We start from the raw sequence: 20,397 nt of genomic DNA on the forward strand, positions 1-20,397 counted from the left end.
CGAGAAGATGCCACAACCCGTCATCGTGAGTGCCGTCCGCACCGCGATCGGGCGTTCCTTCAAGGGGACGCTCGTGAACACTCCGGCCGAGACCCTGGCCACCACGATCGTCCCCGAGGCGATTCGCCGCGCCGGGGTCGACCCGGCCGTGATCGACGACATCATCCTTGCCGAATCGCATTACGGCGGAGGTGATCTCGCGCGATATGCCGCAGCCGCCTCCGGGCTGGAGTCGGTACCCGGACAGGCCGTGAACCGGCACTGCGCCGGCAGTCTGACCGCGATCGGCAACGCTGCGGCCCAGATCGGGTCCGGTATGGAACGGGTGCTCGTCGCCGGTGGCGTGCAGTCGCTCTCGACCGGTCCGCTCATGAAGTGGCGCATCCCCGGCCCCCAACTCGCCTTCCAGGAGCCGTGGATGCCGCCGACACATCCCGAGACGCCGGACGCGCCGGTCCTGGACATGGCCGTCACCGTCGGGTGGAACACCGCGAAGGCCAAAGGGATCAGCCGGCACGAGATGGACGAGTGGGCGCTGAACTCGCACCTGCGGGCGGTCGCCGCCCAGGACGCGGGCAAGTTCGCCGACGAGATCATCCCGCTCAAGGTCGAACTGCCCGACGGCTCGGTGGTCGACTTCGCGATCGACGAGCATCCCCGCCGGGACACCACCCTCGAGCGGCTCGCCTCGTTGCCGGTTCTGCATCCCGAGATCGAGGGATTCTCGATCACCGCGGGCAACAGCAGCGGCATCAACGACGCCGCTGCCGCGGTCACCCTCGCGGAGGAGTCCCTGGCGGCGGCCGAGGGTCTGACGGTCCTCGGCAAGGTCCGCGCCTGGGGCGCGGTGGGCGTCGCACCCCGGGACTGCGGACTCGGCGCCGTGAAGGTGATTCCGGCCGTGCTCGACCGGGCCGGCATCTCCGTTGCCGACGTGGCGTTGTGGGAGATCAACGAGGCGTTCGCGTCCGTGCCGATCGCCGCCTGCCGCGAACACGGGATCGACCCGGAGCTGGTCAACTTCTCCGGAAGCGGCTGCAGCCTCGGCCATCCGATCGCCGCCTCGGGTGCGCGGATGGTCACCACTCTCGTCCACGAGCTGCGGCGCCGTGGCGGTGGAATCGGGGTGGCCGCCATGTGTGCCGGCGGCGGTCAGGGTGGCGCCGTCGTCATCGAGGTCTAGAAGGCCAGGTCCAGAAGTCCAGCGGTGGGTCGCGTGCCCGCCACGTGCCCGGCCGGGCACGCGTCATCCGTGTGCCCGGCCCGCAGAAACCGGGAGGAACATGTCCGACGCAGTACTCACGGAACGCCGTGGTCGCGTTCTCGTCATCACGATCAATCGTCCGGAGGTCCGCAACGCGATCAATCTGGCGGTGTCCCAGGGACTCGCGGATGCGCTCGACGAACTGGACGCCGATCCGGAGTTGTCCGTGGCGGTGCTCACCGGGGCGGGCGGGAACTTCAGTGCCGGGATGGACCTGAAGGCCTTCGCGAAGGGCGAGTTCCCGTACATCGCGGGCCGCGGCATGGGATTCACCGAGAAGCCGCCGGCCAAACCGTTGATCGCCGCGGTCGAGGGCAACGCCCTTGCCGGCGGCACCGAACTGGTGCTCGCCACCGATCTGGTCGTCGCCGCCCGGGATGCCACCTTCGGCATCCCGGAGGTCAAGCGCGGTCTGGTCGCCGGTGGTGGCGGCCTGCTGCGGTTGCCCGAGCGGATTCCGTACCAGAAGGCACTGGAGCTGGCGCTGACCGGTGACCCGTTCACCGCGGAGGAGGGTGCCTCCTTCGGATTCGTCAACACACTGGCCGAGCCGGGCGGGGCGCTCGATGCGGCACTGGAACTGGCCGCGCGCATCACCGCGAACGGCCCGATTGCGGTGGCGGTCACCAAGAAGGTCATCGCGGCGGCCCGCAGCTGGAGCGAGGACGAGAAGTGGCAGAAGCAGATGGAACTCGTCGCGCCGGTCTTCGGCACCCAGGACGCGAAGGAGGGCGCAGCGGCGTTCGCCGAGAAGCGCGCCCCCCGGTGGACCGGTTCCTGACCGGGCTCCGTTCACCCACCCGGCCGGCCGATGAGGCCGTACACGCACACGAGTAGCGCGGAACACGAGAGAAGGGGAGTCACAGTGTCATTCGAAGGAGAGGTGGCCCTGGTCACCGGTGGTGCCGGCGGTCTCGGTGCCGCCACCGTTCGCAAGCTTCACGCCGAGGGTGCGGCGGTCGTCATCGCCGACCTCGCCGACGACAAGGCGAAGGCCCTCGCGGAGGAACTGGGCAACAAGGCCGTCTACGTGCGCACCGACGTTCTCGACGAGGACTCCGTGGCCGCCGCGATCGAGGCGGCCGGTGAGCTCGGGACGCTCCGTCACGCGGTGATCGCGCACGGCGGATTCGGCGTCCTCGAGAAGGTCGTCAACCGGGACGGCAGCCCGCACACCCTCAAGGGCTTCACCGACACCATCGCGCTCTACCTGACCGGCACCTACAACGTGCTCCGGCTGGTGGCCGCGAAGGTCGCGACACACGAACCGAAGGACAACGGCGAGCGCGGCTCGATCGTGATGACCAGCTCGATCGCCGGTTACGAGGGGCAGATCGGACAGTCCGCCTACTCCGCCGCCAAGGGCGGCGTCATCGCCCTCACGCTCACCGGTGCACGCGATCTCAGTGCGGTCGGGATCCGGCTCAACAGCATCGCGCCCGGCACCATGCGCACTCCGATCATGGAGTTCCTCGGGGAGGAGGCACTCGGGAAGTTCGCCGCCAGCGTGCCCTTCCCGAAGCGCCTCGGCACCCCGGACGAGTACGCCAGCCTGGCGGCGTACCTCCTCGAGAACCCGTACATCAACGGTGAGGTCGTCCGTATCGACGGCGCACAGCGATTCCAGCCGAAGTGACCACGCCGACGCAAATGATCCGGAACTGACGTGGATCTGGGACTGAGGGGTGCCACCGTGGTGGTGGCCGGCGGCGGCCGGGGCATGGGCCTGGCCGCCGCACGCTGTTTCGCCGCGGACGGCGCCCGGGTGGCCGTGCTCTCCCGTACCCGTCGCGACCTCGATGCCGCGGCGTCGGAGTTGACCGCACTGGGGAGCCCCGACGCGGTGGGCCTCGAGGCCGATCTGCGCGACCGCGACCGGATCGGCGAGGTGTTCGCCGAACTGGACCGGCGCTGGGACGGTGAACTGAACGTCCTCGTCAACGCGGCCGGGCCGAACGTGCGCGGCACCGTCGAGGACCTCACCGACGACCAGTGGCGGACGGCCGTGGACGACGGTGTGCTCGGCATGGTGCACTGCGTGCAGTCGGCGTTGCCGCTGCTGCGCACGGCGCAGTGGGCCCGCATCGTCAACTTCTCCGCGAGTTCGACTCAGCGGCAGACTGTTTCGCTCGTCGCCTACACGGCGGCGAAGTCGATGGTGACCAGTGTCTCGAAGAACCTGTCCCTCCTGCTTGCGAAGGACGAGATCCTGGTCAACGTGGTGTCCCCGGGCAGCGTGGCCTCACCGTCGCTGACCGGCTGGGCACGCTCCGTGGGAGTCGACAGCGACGATCCGTACCGGTTGATGGAGGCGATCACCGAGCACTTCGGCCATCCGTCCCAGCTGCCGCGGGTGGGCCTGCCCGACGAGGTGGGCTCGGTCGTCGCCTTCCTCGGCTCTCGGCGCAATTCCTACATGACCGGCGCCAACGTCAACGTCGACGGCGGCACGGACTTCACCTGACCTGTGTGAGCGGTCCGCCGGCGGCGCGCCAGTGGACGAGTCCGCCGCTCATGTTGACGGCGTCGAAACCGTTCTCCACCAACAGGTTCGCCGCCCCGGCCGACCGGATTCCCCCGGTGCAGAAGGTGATGAGGAGGCGATCGTCCGGGAACTCCGGACAGCGGTCGAGCAGTACTTCGAGAGGTGCGTGGACGGCGCCGGGAATGTGTACCCGATTCCACTCGAACTCGCGGCGGACGTCGACGACGAGCGCGCCGTCTTCGACGAGACGGACCGCCTCGGCGGCCGTCACGGCCGGTGGCCGGCGAAAGTAGTGTCGCAGGCTCATGCGTCACGCGCCTCCTGTCGCAGGTTGACCATCGTGATCGGGCCGCTGAGCACGGGTGCGAGAGCCCACGTCCGGGTCCTCGGCGCCAGCCCGCGACCGAGGAGTGCCACGGCGGCGACGGCGAGGTAGAACGCGCCGTGGATCGGACCGAGGATGCTCGCGACCGTGCTGTTGTGCACGGTGCCGAGGTTGGTCAGGAGTGCCAGGAGGCTGACGGTTTCGAGTGCCGAGAGCGCAGCGAGACCGCGCAGCTGCCCGGTCATGCGGCGCTCGATCCGGGGCGCACGATCATCAGGACGACGACGATCATCCACAGCAGGTTGAACACGCCCGCAGTCATGCTCAGGCGTCGGAGCCGGGCGCCGTCATCGGGGGAGGTGAGCGCCTCCTGTTGGAGTGGGGTGATCTGCAGGGCGAGCAGTCCGCCGGCGGCGGCGGTCAGCACCATCGCGACCACGACCCAGGCGTCGCCCGTGCGCCCCTGCATGGTGGCGAGGACGAGGCCGACGACCGGCACTCCGATCGCCAGGGCGCCGTAGATGCGGGTGATGCGGTACAGCACACGGGCGATGTCGACGCTTCGCTCGGCCTGTCTCGCCCCGTTCGGCCCGGCGGTCACCGGCGCATGGCGGGGAAACAGGCTCGTGGCCACCGCGACGGGACCCACGAAGAGGATGCCCGCCACCACATGAAGGGAGAGCAGCAGTGATTCCATGACCTTCAGTCTAACTGAAGGTTGCGGTCGGGTGTCAGTTGATGGCCGACATCACCCGAATCATGTGCGCCCGCAACGCCTCGGTGATTTCGGGGTGCTGCGCGGCGAAATCCGCGTCGAGACGGGCCACCACCTCGGCGGCCCGGGCCAGCAACGACTCACCGTCGGCCGTGATCGTCAGGGTCGACGCCGCCCCGGCGTGCGCGGTCCCGTCATCGACGAGCCCGGCCTCGACGAATGCCGCGACCGCCGTGTGGGCGCTCTGCACGGTGATGCGGGAGCGGCGGGCGAGTTCGCTGAAGGAGATCCCCGGGGTGCCGCGGATGTGGCCCAGCAACCCGTACTTGCGGGTGGTCAGGCCGAGCGGTTTGAGTGCCTCGGTGAATGCGGCCTCCCACACCCGGCCCACCGTGAGCAGCGTGACCGTCGGGCTGAAGGGTGGTGGTTCGGACATGCGAGAAGGCTACCCACGCCGAAGCCCGCGACCGGTCGCGCGCTCCACGAGCCGGACGTGTCGGTCGTTCAACCAATGCAGCGCCGGTGGCGCTGTGTCAGCGCACCGTCAGCCGCATCCGCTTGATGCCGTGCACGAAGTTGCTGTGCAGGTACTCGGGTTCGCCGATCTCGACCTCGGGCAGCCGGGTGAGCAGTTCGCGGAACAGGTGCCGCAGCTCCATTCGGGCCAGCTGGGCGCCGAGGCAGAAGTGTGCGCCGCCACCCCCAAACCCGACGTGCGGATTCGGGGAGCGTGAGATGTCGAACTCGTGCGGACGATCGAAGACCGACTCGTCCCGGTTGCCGGAGCAGTAGAAGAGGGCGACCTTCTCGCCGGCCGCGATCGGCGTGCCTGCGATCTCGGTGTCCACCGACGCGTGCCGGGCGAAGTTGAGCACCGGCGTGGACCAGCGGACGAACTCGTCGATCGCGGTGTCGATCCGATTGTCGAAGTCCGCGAGGAGCCAGTCCCGCTGCTCGGGGTGATCGATCAGTGCCTTGAGCGCGTGCGAGCTGGTCTGCTTGGTGGTGTCGTTGCCGGCCGAGCCGATCAGCACCATGAACGCGCCGACCTCGGTGTCGGTGAGCCGGTGGCCGTCGACCTCGGCCTCGACGATGCCCGTCATCAGGTCCTCGTGCGGCTCGACTCGGCGCAGCTGGGCGAGCTCGATGCCGGCATTCATCAGCAGGCCGAGCTGGGTCATCGAATGGGTGGCCCGATCCTCGAGCGAGGCGTACTCGTCGTCGCCGGTGCTGAACAGGCATTCGACCGCGTGCGCGACCACCTCGTGGTTCTCGGGTGCGATGCCGATCATCTCCGAGATCGTGCGCATCGGCAGCCGTCCGGAGAAGTCGGCAGCGAAGTCGACGGACCCGTTCGCCCGCAGATCGGCGAGCAGGTCGTCCACGATCGTGCGGGCGTTCGCCCGGATCTGGTCCTCGATGCGCTTGATCTGCCGTGGCGTGAACGACATGGCGATCAGTCGCCGGTAGCGGGTGTGCTCGGGCGCGTCCATTGCGAGGAAGAAGCTCATCGTCCGCTGGATCTCCGCGGGCATCGGATCGACGGTGATCCCCAGGCCGGAGACGAAGACGTCGTTGGTGAGGCTGGCGTGGCGGATGTCCGCGTGCCGGGTGAGGGCCCAGTAGCCGGTCTCCTCGTGCGGGAAGATCGCCGAGGACGGTGGGTGCCAGGTCAGGCCCGGTTCGGCGCGGAGTTGCGCGAAGGTCTCGTCGCGGCTGCGGAAGTCGCTGTCCCAGAAGGTGCCCGCGGAGATGTCCAGCGGGTGGTAGGGGCGGTCGGACGTCGACGGCTGTTCCGTCGGGGGTTCGGCGATGGTCATTGCGCTCCGGTCGTCGTTCGGATGGGTGTCGTGAGGTCAGAGCGCGATCGGCGCGCCGGCCAGCATCGAGGTGATGAAGCCGCCGTCGACCTGGATGTCCTGGCCGACGACCCAGCGGGCGCCGGGGGAGCCGAGGAACTCGATCACCGGGACGATGTCGTCGACGGTGGCGTGTCGTCCGACGGTGCCGCGGGCCATGTCGAGCACGTCCTTGCCCATGGTCTGCTCGAAGTCGGTCAGGATCGGCGTCTCGGTGGGGCCGGGGCTGACGGTGTTGACCCGGACGCCGTACTTCGCCCATGCCGGCGCGCTGAGCCGGCGCGTGTAGTGGAGCACCGCCTGCTTCGAGGTGCTGTACACCGGGTAGTTCGGGTCCTGCGTCTGCTGCCAGGCGAGAACCGAGTCGGCGTCGGTGGCCTCGAGGAGCCCGGCCAGTTCGGCGGTGCGGTCCTGCCAGCCGAGTGCCGCGGTGGAGGCCACCACGACGATGGCGCCGCCCTGGTTGAGTCGGGGGAGCATCCGCTCGGCCATCAGCCGGACTCCGAGGTAGTTGACGAGCAGGACGTCCCCGGCGGGGGCGGTGCCGGGGACCCCGGCGACGTGCGCCAGCAGGTCCCAGCCGTCGCCGATGTCGGCGAGCAGTGCGTCGACCGACGCCTTGTCGCGGAGGTCGCACCGGCGGTGTTCGCTTGCGGGAGTGGTGTTCTCGCGAGCGTCGACCGCGAGGACGTGGTGTCCCTGCCGGTGGAAATGAGCGGCGGTGGCCGCCCCGATTCCCGAGCCGGCGCCGACCACGACGATCTTCTGCTTCCCGGACGTCTGTTTCCCGGAGTTCTGCTCTTCGGATTCCACTGGCGCGCCACCGTCCTGTGTTGCGGTTCGGGTGTCGGGACACCCCTGGAATGTTCGTACTGTAAACGCGACTGTAATAATTTCCGACTGCTCCGGCAAGGGGTCTTCGTGGGAGTGTGGCGAACGGACCGACGAAATTATAGTATGCCTTACGGTAAGTTACTTCGAGCTGTCCTGCCCGGCCGGATGGCGGGATGACAGGAGGGTGCAGTGACCAAGACGAAGCTCGTGTTCGACCCGTTCTCCGAGGAGTTCTTCGGCGGACCGTACGAGCTGTACCGGCGCATGCGGGAGGAAGCGCCGGTCTACTACAGCCAGGAGTACGACTTCTACGCGCTGACCCGCCACGAGGACGTGTCGGCCGCGTACCGGGACTTCGAGACCTTCTCCTCCTCACGCGGCATGGACCTGTCCATGGTGCGTACCGGGGAGCCGCCGGTGCTCAAGTCGGTGATCGTGCTCGATCCGCCCGAACACCGTCACATGCGAAGCCTGGTCAGCCGGGTGTTCACGCCGCGCGCCATCCAGGCGCTCAAGCCGGTCGTCACCGAACTGGTCGACCACTACCTGGGCCAGGTGGATCCCGCGGGATTCGATCTGGTGCAGGACTTCTCGGTGCTGTTCCCGATCGAGGTGGTCTCCCGGATGCTCGGCGTTCCGGAGGAGATGCGTCTCCAGGTCCGGCTGTGGACCGACGACCTGCTGCACCGGGAGATCGGACAGGTCGACATGTCCGAGCGCGGCCGGCAGGCGGTCGTCGAGATGACCCGGTACTACTACGGGCTGGCGAACGAGCGCCGGGAGAACCCGTGCGACGACATGATCACCCAGTTGGTCCAGGCCGAGGTGGAGCGGGAAGACGGTGAGAAGACCAAGCTGTCGACGCTCGAGATCGCGGCCTTCGCCTCTCTCCTCGGCGGTGCGGGTGCCGAGACGGTCGCGAAGCTGATCGGCAACGCCGGTGTGCTGTTCGCTCGTAACCCCGGAGAGTGGGAGAAGCTGCTCGAGGATCGCGGCCGCATTCCTGCGGCCGTCGAGGAGTTGCTCCGCTACGAGTCCCCGAACCAGTACAACGTGCGGTACTCGATGAAGGACGTGACACTGCACGGCGTCACGATCCCGGCGGGCAAGCCCGTCTTCCTGATGCTGGGATCGGCCAACCGGGACCCCGAGGCGTTCAGCGATCCGGACGTCTTCGACATCGACCGCAATCGCTCCGAATCGCCGAACCTCGGTTTCGGCTACGGAATCCACAGCTGCCTCGGCGCGGCTCTGGCCCGGATGGAGAGCGCGATCGCGCTCGATCGCCTGCTCGATTTCATGCCGCGCTTCGAGGTGGACTTCGACCGTTGCACACGCGTCACCATGCAGAACGTCGCAGGCTGGAACACCGTGCCGGTCCGGGTGCTCCGATGAGGGTCGAGGTCGACTTCGGTGTCTGCGAGAGCAACGCGGTGTGCGTCGGCATCGCCCCGGACGTCTTCGACCTCGGCGAGGACGACCACCTGACGGTGCTGCGGCCCGAGGTGACCCCGGACAACGAGCAGGGGATCCGCGAGGCGGCGCGGCAGTGTCCGAGGCAGGCCATCACCATCGTCGACTGACCGTCGGGCGAAACGAACTGGGGGCCGGCCGCGAAAGCGGTTGGCCCCCAGCTCGTCCACGCTGTGTCTCAGGTGCTGACCACGGTGGCGCCGGCCGTGCCGGGCGCACCGTAGAGCAGCGCGAACCCGGCCCGCGGGTTGTCCGCCACCTGACGTGGCCCCGCTTCGCCGCGCAACTGCAGCACCAGTTCGTGCAGCTGACGCAGCCCGGATGCGCCGATCGGTTCACCGTTGGCGATCAGTCCGCCGTCGGTGTTGACCGGCATGGATCCACCGATTTCGGTGGCGCCCTCGGCGATCAGCTTCTCCTGGTCCCCGTCGGCGCAGAACCCGGCCTCGGCCATGTGAATGACCTCCGCGCCGGCGTCGGTGTCCTGGAGTTGGATCACGTCGATGTCCCCCGGGCCGATACCTGCGGATTCGAAGGCCGCGCGCGAGGCGTACACCGAGGGGGAGGCATCCTCCTCGACCGGCGCGTAGGTGGTGTTCACCTCGTACGCGCCGTAGCTGCGGGTCCGGACCTCGACCGATCGCAGGTAGACCGGTTTGGAGGTGAACCGGTGTGCGATGTCCGCCCGGCACATGATCACCGCCGCGGCACCCTCGTCGGGGGAGCAGAACATGTAGTGCGTCAACGGGTGGTTGAGCATCGGCGACGCCAGGATCTCCTCCTCGGGGATCGGCTTGCGTCGGTAGGCATTCGGGTTGAGCACACCGTTGCGGTAGTTCTTCGCCGCCACCCGTGCCAGGGTCATCTCGGAGATGTCGTGGTCGTGCAGGTACCGGTTCGCCTTCATTCCGAAGAACTTCGTGGTGAGGTACTGGCCGTTCTCGCCGTACCACTTCGGCATCCCCACCAGCGTGGGATCCACCGTGAAGGCGCCGCGGGGATGCTTGTCCATACCGATCGCGATACCGATGTCGTAGCGACCGAGGCGGATCGCGTCGGCGCAGGCCTCGGTCGTGCTGGCTGCGGTGGCGCAGGCGTTGAACACGTTCGTGAAGGGAATGCCGGTCAGCCCGACCAGGCTGACGATGGCATCCGGATTGGCGACCTCCCAGCTGCCGCCGACCGCGAACTGGATGTCGCGCCACTCGAGCCCGGCGTCGGTCAGCGCGGCCCGGATGGCGTCGGCGCCCATCTGCATGGCGGTCTTGCCCTCGAACCGGCCGAACGGGTGCATGCCCACGCCGATGATGGCCACGTCGTTCATGCGGCACCTCCCGTCGTCGGGACCGGCTCGAACGCGAAGGTCAGAATCTCGTCCCCGGATTCGTCGGTGCTCAGCGGAATCATCGTCAGTTCCATCTCCATTCCGAATCGCAGTGCGGCCGGGTCGTTCTCGGTGAGCCGGCCCTCGACGCGGATCACGTCACCGAGTTGGACGAGCCCGACGCCGAACGGGGTGAACGTCTTCGCGGTCTCCTTGCCGAGATAGGGCGGCCCGGGGAGGAATCCCTGGGTGGTCCAGGAGACGAGAGTGCCGCGTCTGGGCAACTCCACATCCGTCATCGACGCCGCGCTGCAGCGCGGACACTGCGCCTGGACCGGGAAGACGGTCGCCGCGCAGGCGTCGCAGCGGCTGCCGAGCAGGTGCGGTTCGGGGTCGGGCCAGGTCGAGATCTCGGGTGAGATGACTGTGGGCATGGGGCCTCCAGAGTGCCGATTGCCGGGTTCGGATGGGATGGGCGTGCGTGCCCGGAGGTCACGCCGGACTGGGCGCGGTCTCGGGGCGGGGTGCGGCGGCGGCCTGTTCGCGAGCCCAGCGGTAGTCGGCCTTGCCGACGGGGCTGCGCTCGATCCGGTCGCGGAACAGCACGGACTTCGGCAACTTGTACCGCGCGATCGACGCCGCCGCATGGTCGACGATCTCGCTCTCGGTGGCCTGTGCGCCGTCGGCCAGTTGCACGATCGCGACGACCTCCTCGCCCCACCGGTCACTCGGGCGTCCGGCGACGATTACGTCCCCGACGGCGGGGTGCGAGGCGATGGCCGACTCGACCTCCTCGACGAAGATCTTCTCGCCACCGGAGTTGATCGTGACCGAGTCCCGGCCGAGCAGTTCGAAGCTGCCGTCCGCCAAGTGCCGGGCCCGGTCACCGGGCAGCGCGTAGCGCTCCCCGCCAATCACCGGAAAGGTTGCCGCCGTCTTGGTTTCGTCGCCCTTGTAGCCGAGCGGAACGTAGCCCCGCTGCGCCAGCCAGCCGATGCCCTCGTGCCCGGGCTCGGCGACGGCCGTCAGGTCCTCGGACAGGACACAGGTGTACGAGCTCGGGTTGAACGTGCCCGTCGACACCGCGCCCGCAGAGGACACGTGCATCATCTGGGCACCGGTCTCGGACGAGCCGGCGCCGTCCATGACGATCGTGCCCGGCAACGCGGCGAGCAGGCGTTGCTTGATCCCGGGTGTCAGCTGGGCGCCGCCGTTGGCGACGATGTTCAGCGACGAGGTGTCGGCGTCGCCCCGCTCGAAGGCGGCGAGCAGGGGACGGGCCGTGGCGTCCCCGACGACCATCACGACGTTCGGACGGTCGCGTTCGATGGTGCTCACCACCGCCTCGGCGTCGAGACGATCCGAGGCCGGCGGGAAGACCAGAGTCTGCCCGGTGGTGAGGGCGGTGAGCGCGGCCCACTGGGCGGCGCCGTGAATCAGTGGCGGCACGACGAACACCTTCAATCCGGGATTCGACCGCGCGCGGTCGGCGATCTCCTCGTAGGAGCCGACCGGAATGCCGCTGTAGAAGTCCTTGCCGCCACAGGCGCCCATGAAGATGTCGTGCTGACGCCACAACACGCCCTTCGGCATGCCGGTGGTGCCACCGGTGTAGAGGACGTAGAGGTCGTCCGGAGAGTTCTCCGGAAGATCGTCGAGCGGGTCGACGCTCGCGAGCGCTTCCTCGTAGTCGACGGCGCCGTCGAGCAGCGCGTTGCCGGATTCGTCGGCGATCTGGACCAGCACGGACAGCTGCGGCAGCTGGTCGCGGATCTTCTGCAGTTGCGGGGCGAAGCTCGCGTTGTAGACCAGTGCGCTCGCGCCGGCGTCCCCGAGCAGATAGCGCAGTTCGTTCTCGACGTATCGGTAGTTGACGTTGAACGGCGCGACCCGGGCGCGGAACGCGCCGAGCAGGGACTCGACGTACTCGTTGCCGTTGTACGCGTAGATGCCGATCAGGTCCTGGCCGGTCTCGTGCGCGGCCAGTTGCGACCGCTCGGTCCGGCAACCGAGTCCGCGTGATCGCAGGTAGGTGGCAAGCCGCCGGGAGCGGTCGGCCACCTGGGCGTAGGTGAGGTGGCGGTCGCCGAACGCGATGAGCTCGCGATCGGGGATCGCGGCGGCGACGGCGTCCGCGACGGCGGGAAGGGTGAACTGCGGAATCGTCGGTGCGGCTTCCGTCTTGGGGTCGGGCAACGCTGCTCCTCGGGTCGTATACGGGTACGGCACTCGGTTCAGGGTTCACTGTAAGTACTACTGAAACCATTACGATAGAGCGCCGCGGGCGAAAGTGCCAGGAGATTCGGTGGGGTGGACCGGATGTGCCGGGGAGGCGCGTCCACGCCTCATGGAAGGCTATCGGAACATCTACTGTTGGCCATGCGGTATCTGCTAGCATCGGCGCCTACGAGGCTCTGGTGACGCCGTAGCGGAGGCGAATCAGATTGGTGCCCCGGGTGGTTCGAGACACCGAACGCGCCGCGAATGGAGTGCGTCCGGTGGCCCGTTCCGAGGTTCCCGGAGCGTGGCGAGACCGCATTTCCCGTTGGGCCGACTTGGGGGCGCGATGAACAGTGTTGTGGCAGTCCCGTTACGGGCGGCAGGGGGCTTCTTCGATCTCGTGGTCGACGTGGCCCGCGCATCGTTTCGCCGGCCGTTCCAGTGGCGCGAGTACATCGAGCAGTCGTGGTTCGTTGCCCGCGTCTCGATCGTCCCCACCGTCCTGGTGGCCGTGCCGTTCACCGTGCTGGTGAGCTTCACCATCAACATCCTGCTGCGTGAGATCGGCGCCGCCGACCTCAGCGGTGCGGGTGCGGCGCTCGGATCGGTGACCCAGGTCGGTCCGGTGGTCACGGTGCTCATCGTGGCAGGTGCCGGCGCCACCGCGATCTGTGCGGACCTGGCCGCGCGCACCATCCGCGAGGAGATCGACGCGATGCGCGTACTGGGCATCGATCCGATCCAGCGGCTCGTTGTGCCCCGCGTCCTGGCCTCGACCACGGTCGCGCTCCTGCTCAACGGGCTGGTGTGCACCATCGGCATCGCCGGTGGATTCCTGTTCTCCGTGCTGCTCCAGGGCGTCAACCCGGGCGCCTTCGTCAACGGGATCACGCTGCTGACCGGACTCGGTGAACTGCTCATCTCCCAGGTCAAGGCCGGACTGTTCGGGCTGATCGCCGGTCTGATGGCCTGCTTCCTCGGACTGAACGTACGCGGCGGTCCCAAGAGCGTGGGGGATGCGGTCAACCAGACCGTCGTATTCGCCTTCATGGCGCTGTTCGTGGTCAACATCGTCGTGACCGCGGTCGGCATCTCCCTGACGGCGCGGTGACCGCCGTGGTCGACGTGGTTCGCAGCAGGTATCCGATCGCCCGCCGCCGGTACCGCCGGTCGCTCAATGCCGTGGACGGCTTCGGTGGCCAGGCGGTCTTCTACGCAAAAGCGTTGTGGCACACGCCCAAGGCGATCAAACACTATCCCCGGGAGACCGTGCGTCTGGTCGCGGAGATCAGCATGGGAACGGGTGCGCTCGCGGTGATCGGTGGCACCGTGGTGATCGTCGGCTTCCTGACGCTGTTCACCGGCGGCACCATCGCAGTGCAGGGGTACAGCTCGCTCGGGAACATCGGCGTGGAGGCGCTGACCGGATTCTTCGCGGCGTTCGTCAACGTCCGGATCGCGGCCCCGGTGATCGCCGGCATCGGGCTCGCGGCCACGATCGGGGCCGGATCCACCGCCCAGCTCGGCGCCATGCGGGTCTCGGAGGAGATCGACGCACTGGAGACGATGGCGATCCCGTCGGTTCCGTACCTGGTCAGCACCCGAGTGGTCGCCGGGATGATCGCGATCGTCCCGCTCTATGCACTCGCGGTGGCCGCGTCCTTCGTCGCCAGCCGGTTCGCCACCGTGTGGATGTACGGGCAGTCGCCGGGCCTCTACGACCACTACTTCTCCACCTTCCTGGTACCCACCGACATCCTCTGGTCCTTCGTCCAGGCGATCGTGATGGCACTGGCGGTGATGCTCATCCACACCTACTTCGGCTTCCACGCCTCCGGTGGCCCCGTCGGGGTCGGCCTGGCGGTGGGCAACGCGGTGCGCGCTTCCCTGATCGTGGTGGTGACGGTGACCCTGCTCATCTCGCTGGTGGTGTACGGGATGTCCGGCAACTTCCACCTCACCGGATAGGCGGCGGCGCGTGGCGATGTCAGGTACCGAACTGTTCGACCGGCCCGTGCCTCGTCGGATCGTGGCAGTGGCATTCGCCACCGCGCTGGTCCTCGTCGTGGCCACCGCGCTGACCGCCTTCCTCGGCGGGTTCAGCCGCGCCGAGCGGGTCACCGTGGTGTCCCCGCGCGCAGGCCTGGTGATGGAACCGCAGGCCAAGGTCATGATGCGCGGCGTCGAGGTGGGCCGGGTGGCCTCCATCGACTACGACGGGGACGAGGCCGTCATCGCACTCGACATGGATCCGCACGGACTCGAGCAGATCCCCGCGAACGCCACGGTGGACATCAGGTCCACCACCGTGTTCGGCGCGAAGTACGTCAATTTCACACCGCCCGCGACGCCGACCGCCGGTTACCTCCAGGCGGGAACGACGCTCTCCGCGGAATCCGTCACGGTCGAGTTCAACACCCTGTTCGAGAATCTCGCCACCGTCCTGCACCGGGTGGAACCGGAGAAACTCAACGAAACGCTCGGCGCGATCTCCACCGCACTGCGCGGGCGAGGCGAGCGGATCGGCACCCTGATCGACGACACCGATGCACTCCTGCGGCAGATCAACCCGAGTCTGCCCGCGTTGCAACACGGTCTGTCCGCAGCCGCAACGGTGACCGGGGTGTACGCCGACACCGCCGACGACCTGCTGCGCACGGTCGACAACGTGACCTCGACCGGCCGGATGGTCACCGAGGAGGCGAGCGGCCTGCAGACCCTGCTGCTGGATGTCACCGGACTCGCCGACAACGCCACCGGGGTCCTCACCGACAACCAGCGCGACCTGACGTCCGCGATCGGCCTGCTGCGCCCGACCGCGGAACTGCTCGACGAGTACTCGCCGTCCATCTCGTGCATGCTGATCGGTCTCGACCTGCTCCGGCCGAAAGCCGAGGCGGTGGAAGGCGGTATGTCGCAGGGCTTCGCGCTGAGCGTGGGCATGACCTACGGCGTCGAGCCCTACACCTATCCGGACAGCCTGCCGCGCGTGAACGCCTCGGGCGGACCGAACTGTGCCGACCTGCCGCACGTGCCCGGACCCGGAGATCGGCCACCGTTCGTGGTCACCGACAACGCGCCGGTGCCGTACGCGCCGCGGACGACGTCGATCACCAATCCGCCCAAGTTCTTCCAGGTGTTCTTCGACGGCCTCTACCCGGGGATGGGACAGTGAGCAGGAACGCGACGATCGTCAAGTTCGCCGTCTTCGCGGCGGTGATGGCCCTGATCTTCGCAGGGCTCGTTGTGGTCTTCAGCGAGGCCCGTTTCGCGTCCACGACCACCTACCACGGGGTGTTCACCAATTCGTCCGGGATGCACTCCGGTGCCAAGGTTCGCATCGCCGGCGCCGAGGTGGGCACCGTCACGGGCGTCGACCGCGGACGGGACAATCTCGCGCACGTCACCTTCGATGTGGAGGACACCTACTCGCTGCCCGCCGCGACACGTGCGACGATCCGCTACGAGAACCTGGTGGGGGATCGCTATCTCGAACTGGGCGAGGGGCCCGGATCGACGGAGCCCATGGCCGCCGGCGACACCATCCCGCTGTCGCAGACCGAACCCGCGCTGGACCTCGACCTGCTGCTCGGCGGCTTCAAGCCGCTGCTGCGCGGACTCGATCCGGATCAGGTCAACAGCCTGTCCGAGGCGCTGGTCCAGGTGTTCCAGGGGCAGGGCGACACCCTCGTCTCCCTGCTCGGCAGCACCGGGTCGTTGACCTCCACACTGGCGGAGCGAGACCAGGTGATCGGTGAGGTCATCGACAACCTGAACTCCGTCCTGGCGACCCTGGACGGCAAACGTGACGAGTTCTCCGGCACCCTCGACCGGCTCCAGCAACTCGTCAGCGGACTCTCCGCCGACCGGGACCCGATCGGCGACGCGATTCCGCGGATCGCCGACGCCACATCGGGACTGGCCGAGTTGCTGCAGGCCGGCCGCCCCGACCTGCAGAAGACCATCGAACAGACCGGCATCCTGGCGGGCAATCTGGATGCGAGCAGCGACACGCTGGAGGAGAACCTGCAGGCCCTGCCGGACGTCTACCGCCGGCTGAGCCGCCTCGGCGCGTACGGCTCCTTCTTCCAGTTCTACATCTGCACCGCCTCGTTGCGCTTCAGCGCCGGCGACGGCCAGACCATCAAGATCAAGGTTCCCGGATCGAGCAACGAGGGAAGGTGCGGACCGAAATGAGCCGACCCGAGGGCTTTCGCTGCGTGGCCGAAATGGCGTCCGTACCAGTGAGAACAAGCGGGGGGATCGGGTGAGCGGGCGGCCGATGAACCCCGACGCCGCGGGGCGGCGCCTGCTGCGTCGCGGGACGGTGGGCACCGTCCTCGCGGTGGCGGTGGTGCTCGCCGCCCTGCAGTACGCCAAGCTGCCGTTCCTGCACTCTGGACTGCAGTACCGTGCGGTGTTCGTCGACGCAGGCGGACTGCTGCCCGGTGACAAGGTCCAGGTTGCCGGGATCACCTCCGGATCGGTCGACCGCATCGACATCGAGGGCGACCGGATCGTGGTGTCGTTCACCCTGGCCGAGGACGTCGCCCTCGGTGACCGGACGACCGCGGCCGTCAAGACCAACACCATCCTCGGACGTAAGTCCCTCGCCGTCGTTCCGGAGGGCCCGGGTCGGCTGCCGGCGCGGGGCACCATCTCCGACGACCGCACGACCTCGCCGTACTCGCTGACCGATGCGCTCGGCGATCTGACGGGCACGGTGCACGACCTCGACACCGCGCAGCTGAACTCGGCCCTCGACGCGATGTCGGGCGCGCTGTCCGGCACACCGCAGCCCCTCGGGGAGGCGGTGCGCGGCATCACCGATCTCACCACCGCCCTGAACCAGCGTGACGCCGGGCTCGAGGAACTCCTGGCGAAGGCGCACTCGGTCACGACGGTGCTCGCGCAGCGAGGCGACCAGATCAACGCCCTCCTGCTCGACGGCAACGATCTGCTCGGGGAACTCGAACGGCGACGGGACGCGATCACCGAACTGATCTCGGGCGTGTCGGCGGTCTCGAGGCAGCTGAGCGGGGTGGTCCACGACAACGAGGCACAGCTCGGTCCGACCCTGCAGAAGCTCGACCAGGTGACCGCCCTGCTCATCCGCAACCGCGACAGCCTCGTCGGCGCCCTCGACGGGCTCGGCCCGTACTCGACCGCCCTCGGCGAGGCGGTGGGCAGCGGGCCCTACTTCCAGGCCTTCGTTCAGAACTACGCGGCCGGCGAGTTCCTGGCCCCGCTGATGAGTTCCCTGGTCAATCCGGGCCAGCTGCCGAAGGACCTGCAGGCACTGATGGACCCGCCGCCGAGCATCGAGAAGTACCAGGGGGTGAACCCGCGATGAAACCGTTCACGAGCGGACCGACGGCGAAGCCGTCTTCGAGTGCGCTGACCGCGCTGCGTCCCAGCCGGACCGTGCTGCGCTGGGGGATCGTCGCAGTGCTCGTCGCGGCACTGGCCGTGGCCGGGTACCTGGTGGTCGACCGCACCACGCACTACCGGCTGTCGGCCCGATTCCCGTCCACCACCGGCCTCTACCAGGGCGACGACGTGCGCGTGATGGGAGTACGGGTTGGCACGGTGGAGCGGATCGAACCGGGACGCGACTCGTCGCTGGTGACGATGTCGCTCGACCGCGGTGTCGAGATTCCCGAGGACGCCAAGGCCGTGATCATGGCGACATCCCTGGTGTCCGGGAGGTTCGTGCAACTGACCCCGGCCTTCACCGGAGGAGTGACCCTCGCCGCGGGCACCGAGATCCCCCTCGAACGCACCGCCGTTCCGGTCGAGTGGGACGAGATCAAGAACGAACTCGACAAACTCACCGACGCTCTCGGCCCCCAGGCCGACGATCCGCAGGGCTCGTTCGGCCGGTTCGTCGACACCGCAGCCGACAACCTGGACGGCAACGGTCCGGCGCTGAACGCCGCGCTGCGCGAACTGTCGCACACCATGAGCACGCTCTCGGACGGTCGCACCGACCTGCTCGGCACGATCCGCAACCTGCAGACGTTCGTCACCGCACTCTCGAACAGCAACTCCCAGATCGTCCAGTTCGGGGGACGGCTGGCCACCGTCGGGGACGTCCTCGCGTCCAGCTCCGATCAGCTCGGGGCCGCGCTGACCGACCTGGACACGGCGGTCGGGGACGTGCAGCGGTTCCTCGGTGCCAACACCGACCAGCTGGCGCACAGCATCTCCGAACTCGCCACCGCGACACAGGTTCTCGCGGACAAGCGTCCGGAGATCGAGCAGGTCCTGCACATCGCCCCGACCGCCCTGGTGAACTTCTACAACCTGTACCAACCCGCCCAGGGCACCCTGACCGGGGTGTTCGGCCTCAACGAGGTCGCCAATCCGGCGGCGTTGCTGTGCGGTGCCATCGAGGGCACCGCGAACGAGGGCACCGAACGCACCGGCGAGCTCTGTCGTCAATACCTGGCGCCGCTGATGAACGGGATGATCGTGAACTACCCGCCGATCATGACCAACCCGGTCAGCGGCATCACCGCCTTCCCCGATCAGCTGGAGTTCCAGCCGCCGAGCGTCGAGGCCCAAGTGGCCTCGAAGACCACGGCAGCGGGGGCCACGGCCCCCGGCGCGGCCGGAGACATCACCCGGCCCGTGGCCGGAAATGCCACTGCTCCCACCGATCTCGGTGCTCTGCTCCTCCCCGGAGGTACCCGATGAACGTCCGGATCACGACCATGCCGAGGCTGCGCCGGGGTGTGTTCGCACTCGCCACCTCGATCGCGGTGGCGCTGTCGGTGTCAGGCTGCGAGTGGGACGGCCTGAACTCGGTGCCGATGCCGGGGGCGCGGGGGACCGGCGAGGACTCCTACGAGGTCGCCGTCCAGTTGCCGAATGCCACCACGCTGACGCAGAACTCGCCGGTGCGGGTCGACGACGTGACCGTTGGATCGGTCCGGAGGATCGCCGCCGAGGGCTGGCACGCAATGGTCACCATCGGTCTCGACTCGGGCGTGGTGCTCCCGGCGAACGTGACCGCGCGGATCGGGCAGACCAGTCTGCTCGGTTCCAACCACCTGGAGCTGGCCCCGCCCACGGACGTCGCACCGGAGGGGCGTCTGGAGGCCGGCGACGTCATCCCGCTGGAGCGGGCCGGTGCCTTCCCGACCACGGAGCAGACCCTCTCGGCACTGTCGGTGGTGCTCAACGGCGGTGGCCTGGCGCAACTGCAGGACATCACCCGTGAGCTCGACACCGCTCTCGGCGGTCGGGGTGAGACTACCAGAGATGTTCTGGTGCAACTGAACTCGCTCACGTCCGGGTTGAACGATCAGCGCGGCGACATCGTGGCGGCCCTGGACGGACTGGAGCGCCTGTCGGGCGAGTTCGACCAGGACCAGCAGGTGCTGACGAACGCCCTGGACGGACTCCCACCGGCGCTGGACGTTCTGCTCGAGCAACGGCAGGACATCACCACGGCGGTCACCTCCGTGGGGCGGCTCGCCGCGGTGACGAACCAGATCCTCGACACCAGCGGCGCAGACCTGCAGGCGGACCTGAAGCACCTGGCGCCGGTCCTGCAGACACTGGCCGGTACCGGGGAGCACCTCGCCGGCGTCATGTCGCTCCTGCCGACCTTCCCGTTCTCGACGAAGAACATGGACAAGTGGCTGCTCGGTGACTACGCGAACCTGGACATCAACCTCGACCTGACGAACGCCCGGCTCGACAACAACTTCCTGATCGGCACCCCGCTGGGTGGGACCCTCGGCGGGGTCGAGGGGGCTCTCGGCACCGTGGGCGGGGGTGGCGGCCCCCCCCCCCAAACCGTGGGCGCGCCCCGGGGGGGGGGCCCCCCCCGCGGCCCCCTTGGGGATAGTAAAACTCAGAAAAACAAACAACCCACCAGATAAATAGTT

The 20,397-nt window shown here is 68.3% G+C and carries 22 protein-coding genes; 13 read left to right on the forward strand and 9 right to left on the reverse strand.

Annotation, left to right across the window (positions count from 1 at the left end):
* Positions 1–7 precede the first annotated feature (7 nt).
* From ACWDU4_RS23385 to ACWDU4_RS23400, 4 genes are all read left to right on the forward strand, one after another.
* Entirely contained in the window at positions 8–1,183 is a 1,176-nt protein-coding gene (locus ACWDU4_RS23385; RefSeq protein ID WP_450116318.1) for a thiolase family protein, read from the forward strand.
* 100 nt (positions 1,184–1,283) lie between these two features.
* On the forward strand, positions 1,284–2,045 hold the full coding sequence (locus ACWDU4_RS23390) for a crotonase/enoyl-CoA hydratase family protein (RefSeq protein WP_450116319.1): 762 nt from the start codon (positions 1,284–1,286) through the stop codon (positions 2,043–2,045).
* A gap of 84 nt (positions 2,046–2,129) precedes the next feature.
* The gene (locus tag ACWDU4_RS23395) at positions 2,130–2,900 is read left to right on the forward strand and encodes an SDR family oxidoreductase (protein ID WP_450116320.1); all 771 of its coding nucleotides are present in this window, start codon (positions 2,130–2,132) and stop codon (positions 2,898–2,900) included.
* Between the two features lie 30 nt (positions 2,901–2,930).
* Positions 2,931–3,728 (forward strand): SDR family NAD(P)-dependent oxidoreductase, encoded by a 798-nt coding sequence (locus tag ACWDU4_RS23400; protein ID WP_450116321.1) that lies wholly within the window; start codon positions 2,931–2,933, stop codon positions 3,726–3,728.
* On the opposite strand, the gene ACWDU4_RS23405 is transcribed toward ACWDU4_RS23400, so the two are convergent.
* The 6 genes from ACWDU4_RS23405 to ACWDU4_RS23430 all read right to left on the reverse strand — a co-directional run bounded on the left by ACWDU4_RS23405 (position 3,721) and on the right by ACWDU4_RS23430 (position 7,461).
* Positions 3,721–4,056: a rhodanese-like domain-containing protein gene (locus ACWDU4_RS23405; protein WP_450116322.1), complete on the reverse strand. Its 336-nt coding sequence runs from the start codon at positions 4,054–4,056 to the stop codon at positions 3,721–3,723. The two genes, ACWDU4_RS23400 and ACWDU4_RS23405, sit on opposite strands and share 8 nt — an antisense overlap.
* A complete protein-coding gene (locus ACWDU4_RS23410; protein ID WP_450116323.1) occupies positions 4,053–4,319 on the reverse strand; it encodes a hypothetical protein in 267 nt (88 codons plus the stop codon). The genes ACWDU4_RS23405 and ACWDU4_RS23410 overlap by 4 nt, the downstream gene beginning before the upstream one ends.
* The gene (locus ACWDU4_RS23415; RefSeq protein WP_450116324.1) at positions 4,316–4,771 is read right to left on the reverse strand and encodes a hypothetical protein; all 456 of its coding nucleotides are present in this window, start codon (positions 4,769–4,771) and stop codon (positions 4,316–4,318) included. The genes ACWDU4_RS23410 and ACWDU4_RS23415 overlap by 4 nt, the downstream gene beginning before the upstream one ends.
* Before the next feature lie 34 nt (positions 4,772–4,805).
* Positions 4,806–5,225: a MarR family winged helix-turn-helix transcriptional regulator gene (locus ACWDU4_RS23420; protein ID WP_450116325.1), complete on the reverse strand. Its 420-nt coding sequence runs from the start codon at positions 5,223–5,225 to the stop codon at positions 4,806–4,808.
* A gap of 97 nt (positions 5,226–5,322) precedes the next feature.
* A complete protein-coding gene (locus ACWDU4_RS23425) occupies positions 5,323–6,609 on the reverse strand; it encodes a cytochrome P450 (protein WP_450116326.1) in 1,287 nt (428 codons plus the stop codon).
* A 36-nt stretch (positions 6,610–6,645) separates the two neighbouring features.
* On the reverse strand, positions 6,646–7,461 hold the full coding sequence (locus tag ACWDU4_RS23430) for a coniferyl-alcohol dehydrogenase (RefSeq protein WP_450116327.1): 816 nt from the start codon (positions 7,459–7,461) through the stop codon (positions 6,646–6,648).
* Between the two features lie 210 nt (positions 7,462–7,671).
* On the opposite strand from ACWDU4_RS23430, the gene ACWDU4_RS23435 reads away from it, so the two are divergent.
* Complete coding sequence (locus ACWDU4_RS23435) at positions 7,672–8,877, forward strand: cytochrome P450 (RefSeq protein WP_450116328.1); 1,206 nt, start codon at positions 7,672–7,674, stop codon at positions 8,875–8,877.
* On the forward strand, positions 8,874–9,065 hold the full coding sequence (locus ACWDU4_RS23440) for a ferredoxin (protein ID WP_450116329.1): 192 nt from the start codon (positions 8,874–8,876) through the stop codon (positions 9,063–9,065). Before ACWDU4_RS23435 ends, ACWDU4_RS23440 begins: the two co-directional genes overlap by 4 nt.
* Before the next feature lie 68 nt (positions 9,066–9,133).
* Here ACWDU4_RS23440 and ACWDU4_RS23445 read toward each other — a convergent pair whose 3' ends face one another.
* The 3 genes from ACWDU4_RS23445 to ACWDU4_RS23455 are packed head-to-tail and all read right to left on the reverse strand — an operon-like array spanning position 9,134 to position 12,475.
* Entirely contained in the window at positions 9,134–10,279 is a 1,146-nt protein-coding gene (locus ACWDU4_RS23445; RefSeq protein WP_450116330.1) for a thiolase family protein, read from the reverse strand.
* Entirely contained in the window at positions 10,276–10,713 is a 438-nt protein-coding gene (locus ACWDU4_RS23450; RefSeq protein WP_450116331.1) for a Zn-ribbon domain-containing OB-fold protein, read from the reverse strand. The genes ACWDU4_RS23445 and ACWDU4_RS23450 overlap by 4 nt, the downstream gene beginning before the upstream one ends.
* A gap of 58 nt (positions 10,714–10,771) precedes the next feature.
* Positions 10,772–12,475: an acyl-CoA synthetase gene (locus ACWDU4_RS23455; RefSeq protein WP_450116332.1), complete on the reverse strand. Its 1,704-nt coding sequence runs from the start codon at positions 12,473–12,475 to the stop codon at positions 10,772–10,774.
* Between the two features lie 370 nt (positions 12,476–12,845).
* Between ACWDU4_RS23455 and ACWDU4_RS23460 the strand changes: the two genes are divergently transcribed.
* From ACWDU4_RS23460 to ACWDU4_RS23490, 7 genes are all read left to right on the forward strand, one after another.
* A complete protein-coding gene (locus tag ACWDU4_RS23460; protein ID WP_450116333.1) occupies positions 12,846–13,610 on the forward strand; it encodes an MlaE family ABC transporter permease in 765 nt (254 codons plus the stop codon).
* A gap of 14 nt (positions 13,611–13,624) precedes the next feature.
* The gene (locus ACWDU4_RS23465) at positions 13,625–14,467 is read left to right on the forward strand and encodes an MlaE family ABC transporter permease (RefSeq protein ID WP_450116342.1); all 843 of its coding nucleotides are present in this window, start codon (positions 13,625–13,627) and stop codon (positions 14,465–14,467) included.
* Positions 14,468–14,534: 67 nt separating this feature from the next.
* Positions 14,535–15,674 (forward strand): MCE family protein, encoded by a 1,140-nt coding sequence (locus ACWDU4_RS23470; protein WP_450116334.1) that lies wholly within the window; start codon positions 14,535–14,537, stop codon positions 15,672–15,674.
* The gene (locus ACWDU4_RS23475) at positions 15,671–16,696 is read left to right on the forward strand and encodes an MCE family protein (protein WP_450116335.1); all 1,026 of its coding nucleotides are present in this window, start codon (positions 15,671–15,673) and stop codon (positions 16,694–16,696) included. The genes ACWDU4_RS23470 and ACWDU4_RS23475 overlap by 4 nt, the downstream gene beginning before the upstream one ends.
* Before the next feature lie 85 nt (positions 16,697–16,781).
* The gene (locus ACWDU4_RS23480; protein WP_450116343.1) at positions 16,782–17,852 is read left to right on the forward strand and encodes an MCE family protein; all 1,071 of its coding nucleotides are present in this window, start codon (positions 16,782–16,784) and stop codon (positions 17,850–17,852) included.
* Complete coding sequence (locus tag ACWDU4_RS23485) at positions 17,849–19,198, forward strand: MCE family protein (protein WP_450116336.1); 1,350 nt, start codon at positions 17,849–17,851, stop codon at positions 19,196–19,198. The genes ACWDU4_RS23480 and ACWDU4_RS23485 overlap by 4 nt, the downstream gene beginning before the upstream one ends.
* Positions 19,195–20,391 (forward strand): MCE family protein, encoded by a 1,197-nt coding sequence (locus tag ACWDU4_RS23490; RefSeq protein ID WP_450116337.1) that lies wholly within the window; start codon positions 19,195–19,197, stop codon positions 20,389–20,391. The genes ACWDU4_RS23485 and ACWDU4_RS23490 overlap by 4 nt, the downstream gene beginning before the upstream one ends.
* Positions 20,392–20,397: the final 6 nt, after the last annotated feature.

The sequence above is a fragment of the Rhodococcus sp. NPDC003348 genome (assembly GCF_053589375.1).

Bases quoted from the DNA above. Each gene is read 5' to 3' on its own strand.
- ACWDU4_RS23385 (WP_450116318.1), top strand. From the start codon at position 8: ATGCCACAACCCGTCATCGTGAGTGCCGTCCGCACCGCGATCGGGCGT.
- ACWDU4_RS23440 (WP_450116329.1), top strand. From the start codon at position 8,874: ATGAGGGTCGAGGTCGACTTCGGTGTCTGCGAGAGCAACGCGGTGTGC.
- ACWDU4_RS23415 (WP_450116324.1), bottom strand. From the start codon at position 4,771: ATGGAATCACTGCTGCTCTCCCTTCATGTGGTGGCGGGCATCCTCTTC.
- ACWDU4_RS23490 (WP_450116337.1), top strand. From the start codon at position 19,195: ATGAACGTCCGGATCACGACCATGCCGAGGCTGCGCCGGGGTGTGTTC.
- ACWDU4_RS23410 (WP_450116323.1), bottom strand. From the start codon at position 4,319: ATGACCGGGCAGCTGCGCGGTCTCGCTGCGCTCTCGGCACTCGAAACC.
- ACWDU4_RS23420 (WP_450116325.1), bottom strand. From the start codon at position 5,225: ATGTCCGAACCACCACCCTTCAGCCCGACGGTCACGCTGCTCACGGTG.
- ACWDU4_RS23425 (WP_450116326.1), bottom strand. From the start codon at position 6,609: ATGACCATCGCCGAACCCCCGACGGAACAGCCGTCGACGTCCGACCGC.
- ACWDU4_RS23445 (WP_450116330.1), bottom strand. From the start codon at position 10,279: ATGAACGACGTGGCCATCATCGGCGTGGGCATGCACCCGTTCGGCCGG.
- ACWDU4_RS23460 (WP_450116333.1), top strand. From the start codon at position 12,846: ATGAACAGTGTTGTGGCAGTCCCGTTACGGGCGGCAGGGGGCTTCTTC.
- ACWDU4_RS23390 (WP_450116319.1), top strand. From the start codon at position 1,284: ATGTCCGACGCAGTACTCACGGAACGCCGTGGTCGCGTTCTCGTCATC.
- ACWDU4_RS23485 (WP_450116336.1), top strand. From the start codon at position 17,849: ATGAAACCGTTCACGAGCGGACCGACGGCGAAGCCGTCTTCGAGTGCG.
- ACWDU4_RS23450 (WP_450116331.1), bottom strand. From the start codon at position 10,713: ATGCCCACAGTCATCTCACCCGAGATCTCGACCTGGCCCGACCCCGAA.
- ACWDU4_RS23405 (WP_450116322.1), bottom strand. From the start codon at position 4,056: ATGAGCCTGCGACACTACTTTCGCCGGCCACCGGCCGTGACGGCCGCC.
- ACWDU4_RS23480 (WP_450116343.1), top strand. From the start codon at position 16,782: ATGAACCCCGACGCCGCGGGGCGGCGCCTGCTGCGTCGCGGGACGGTG.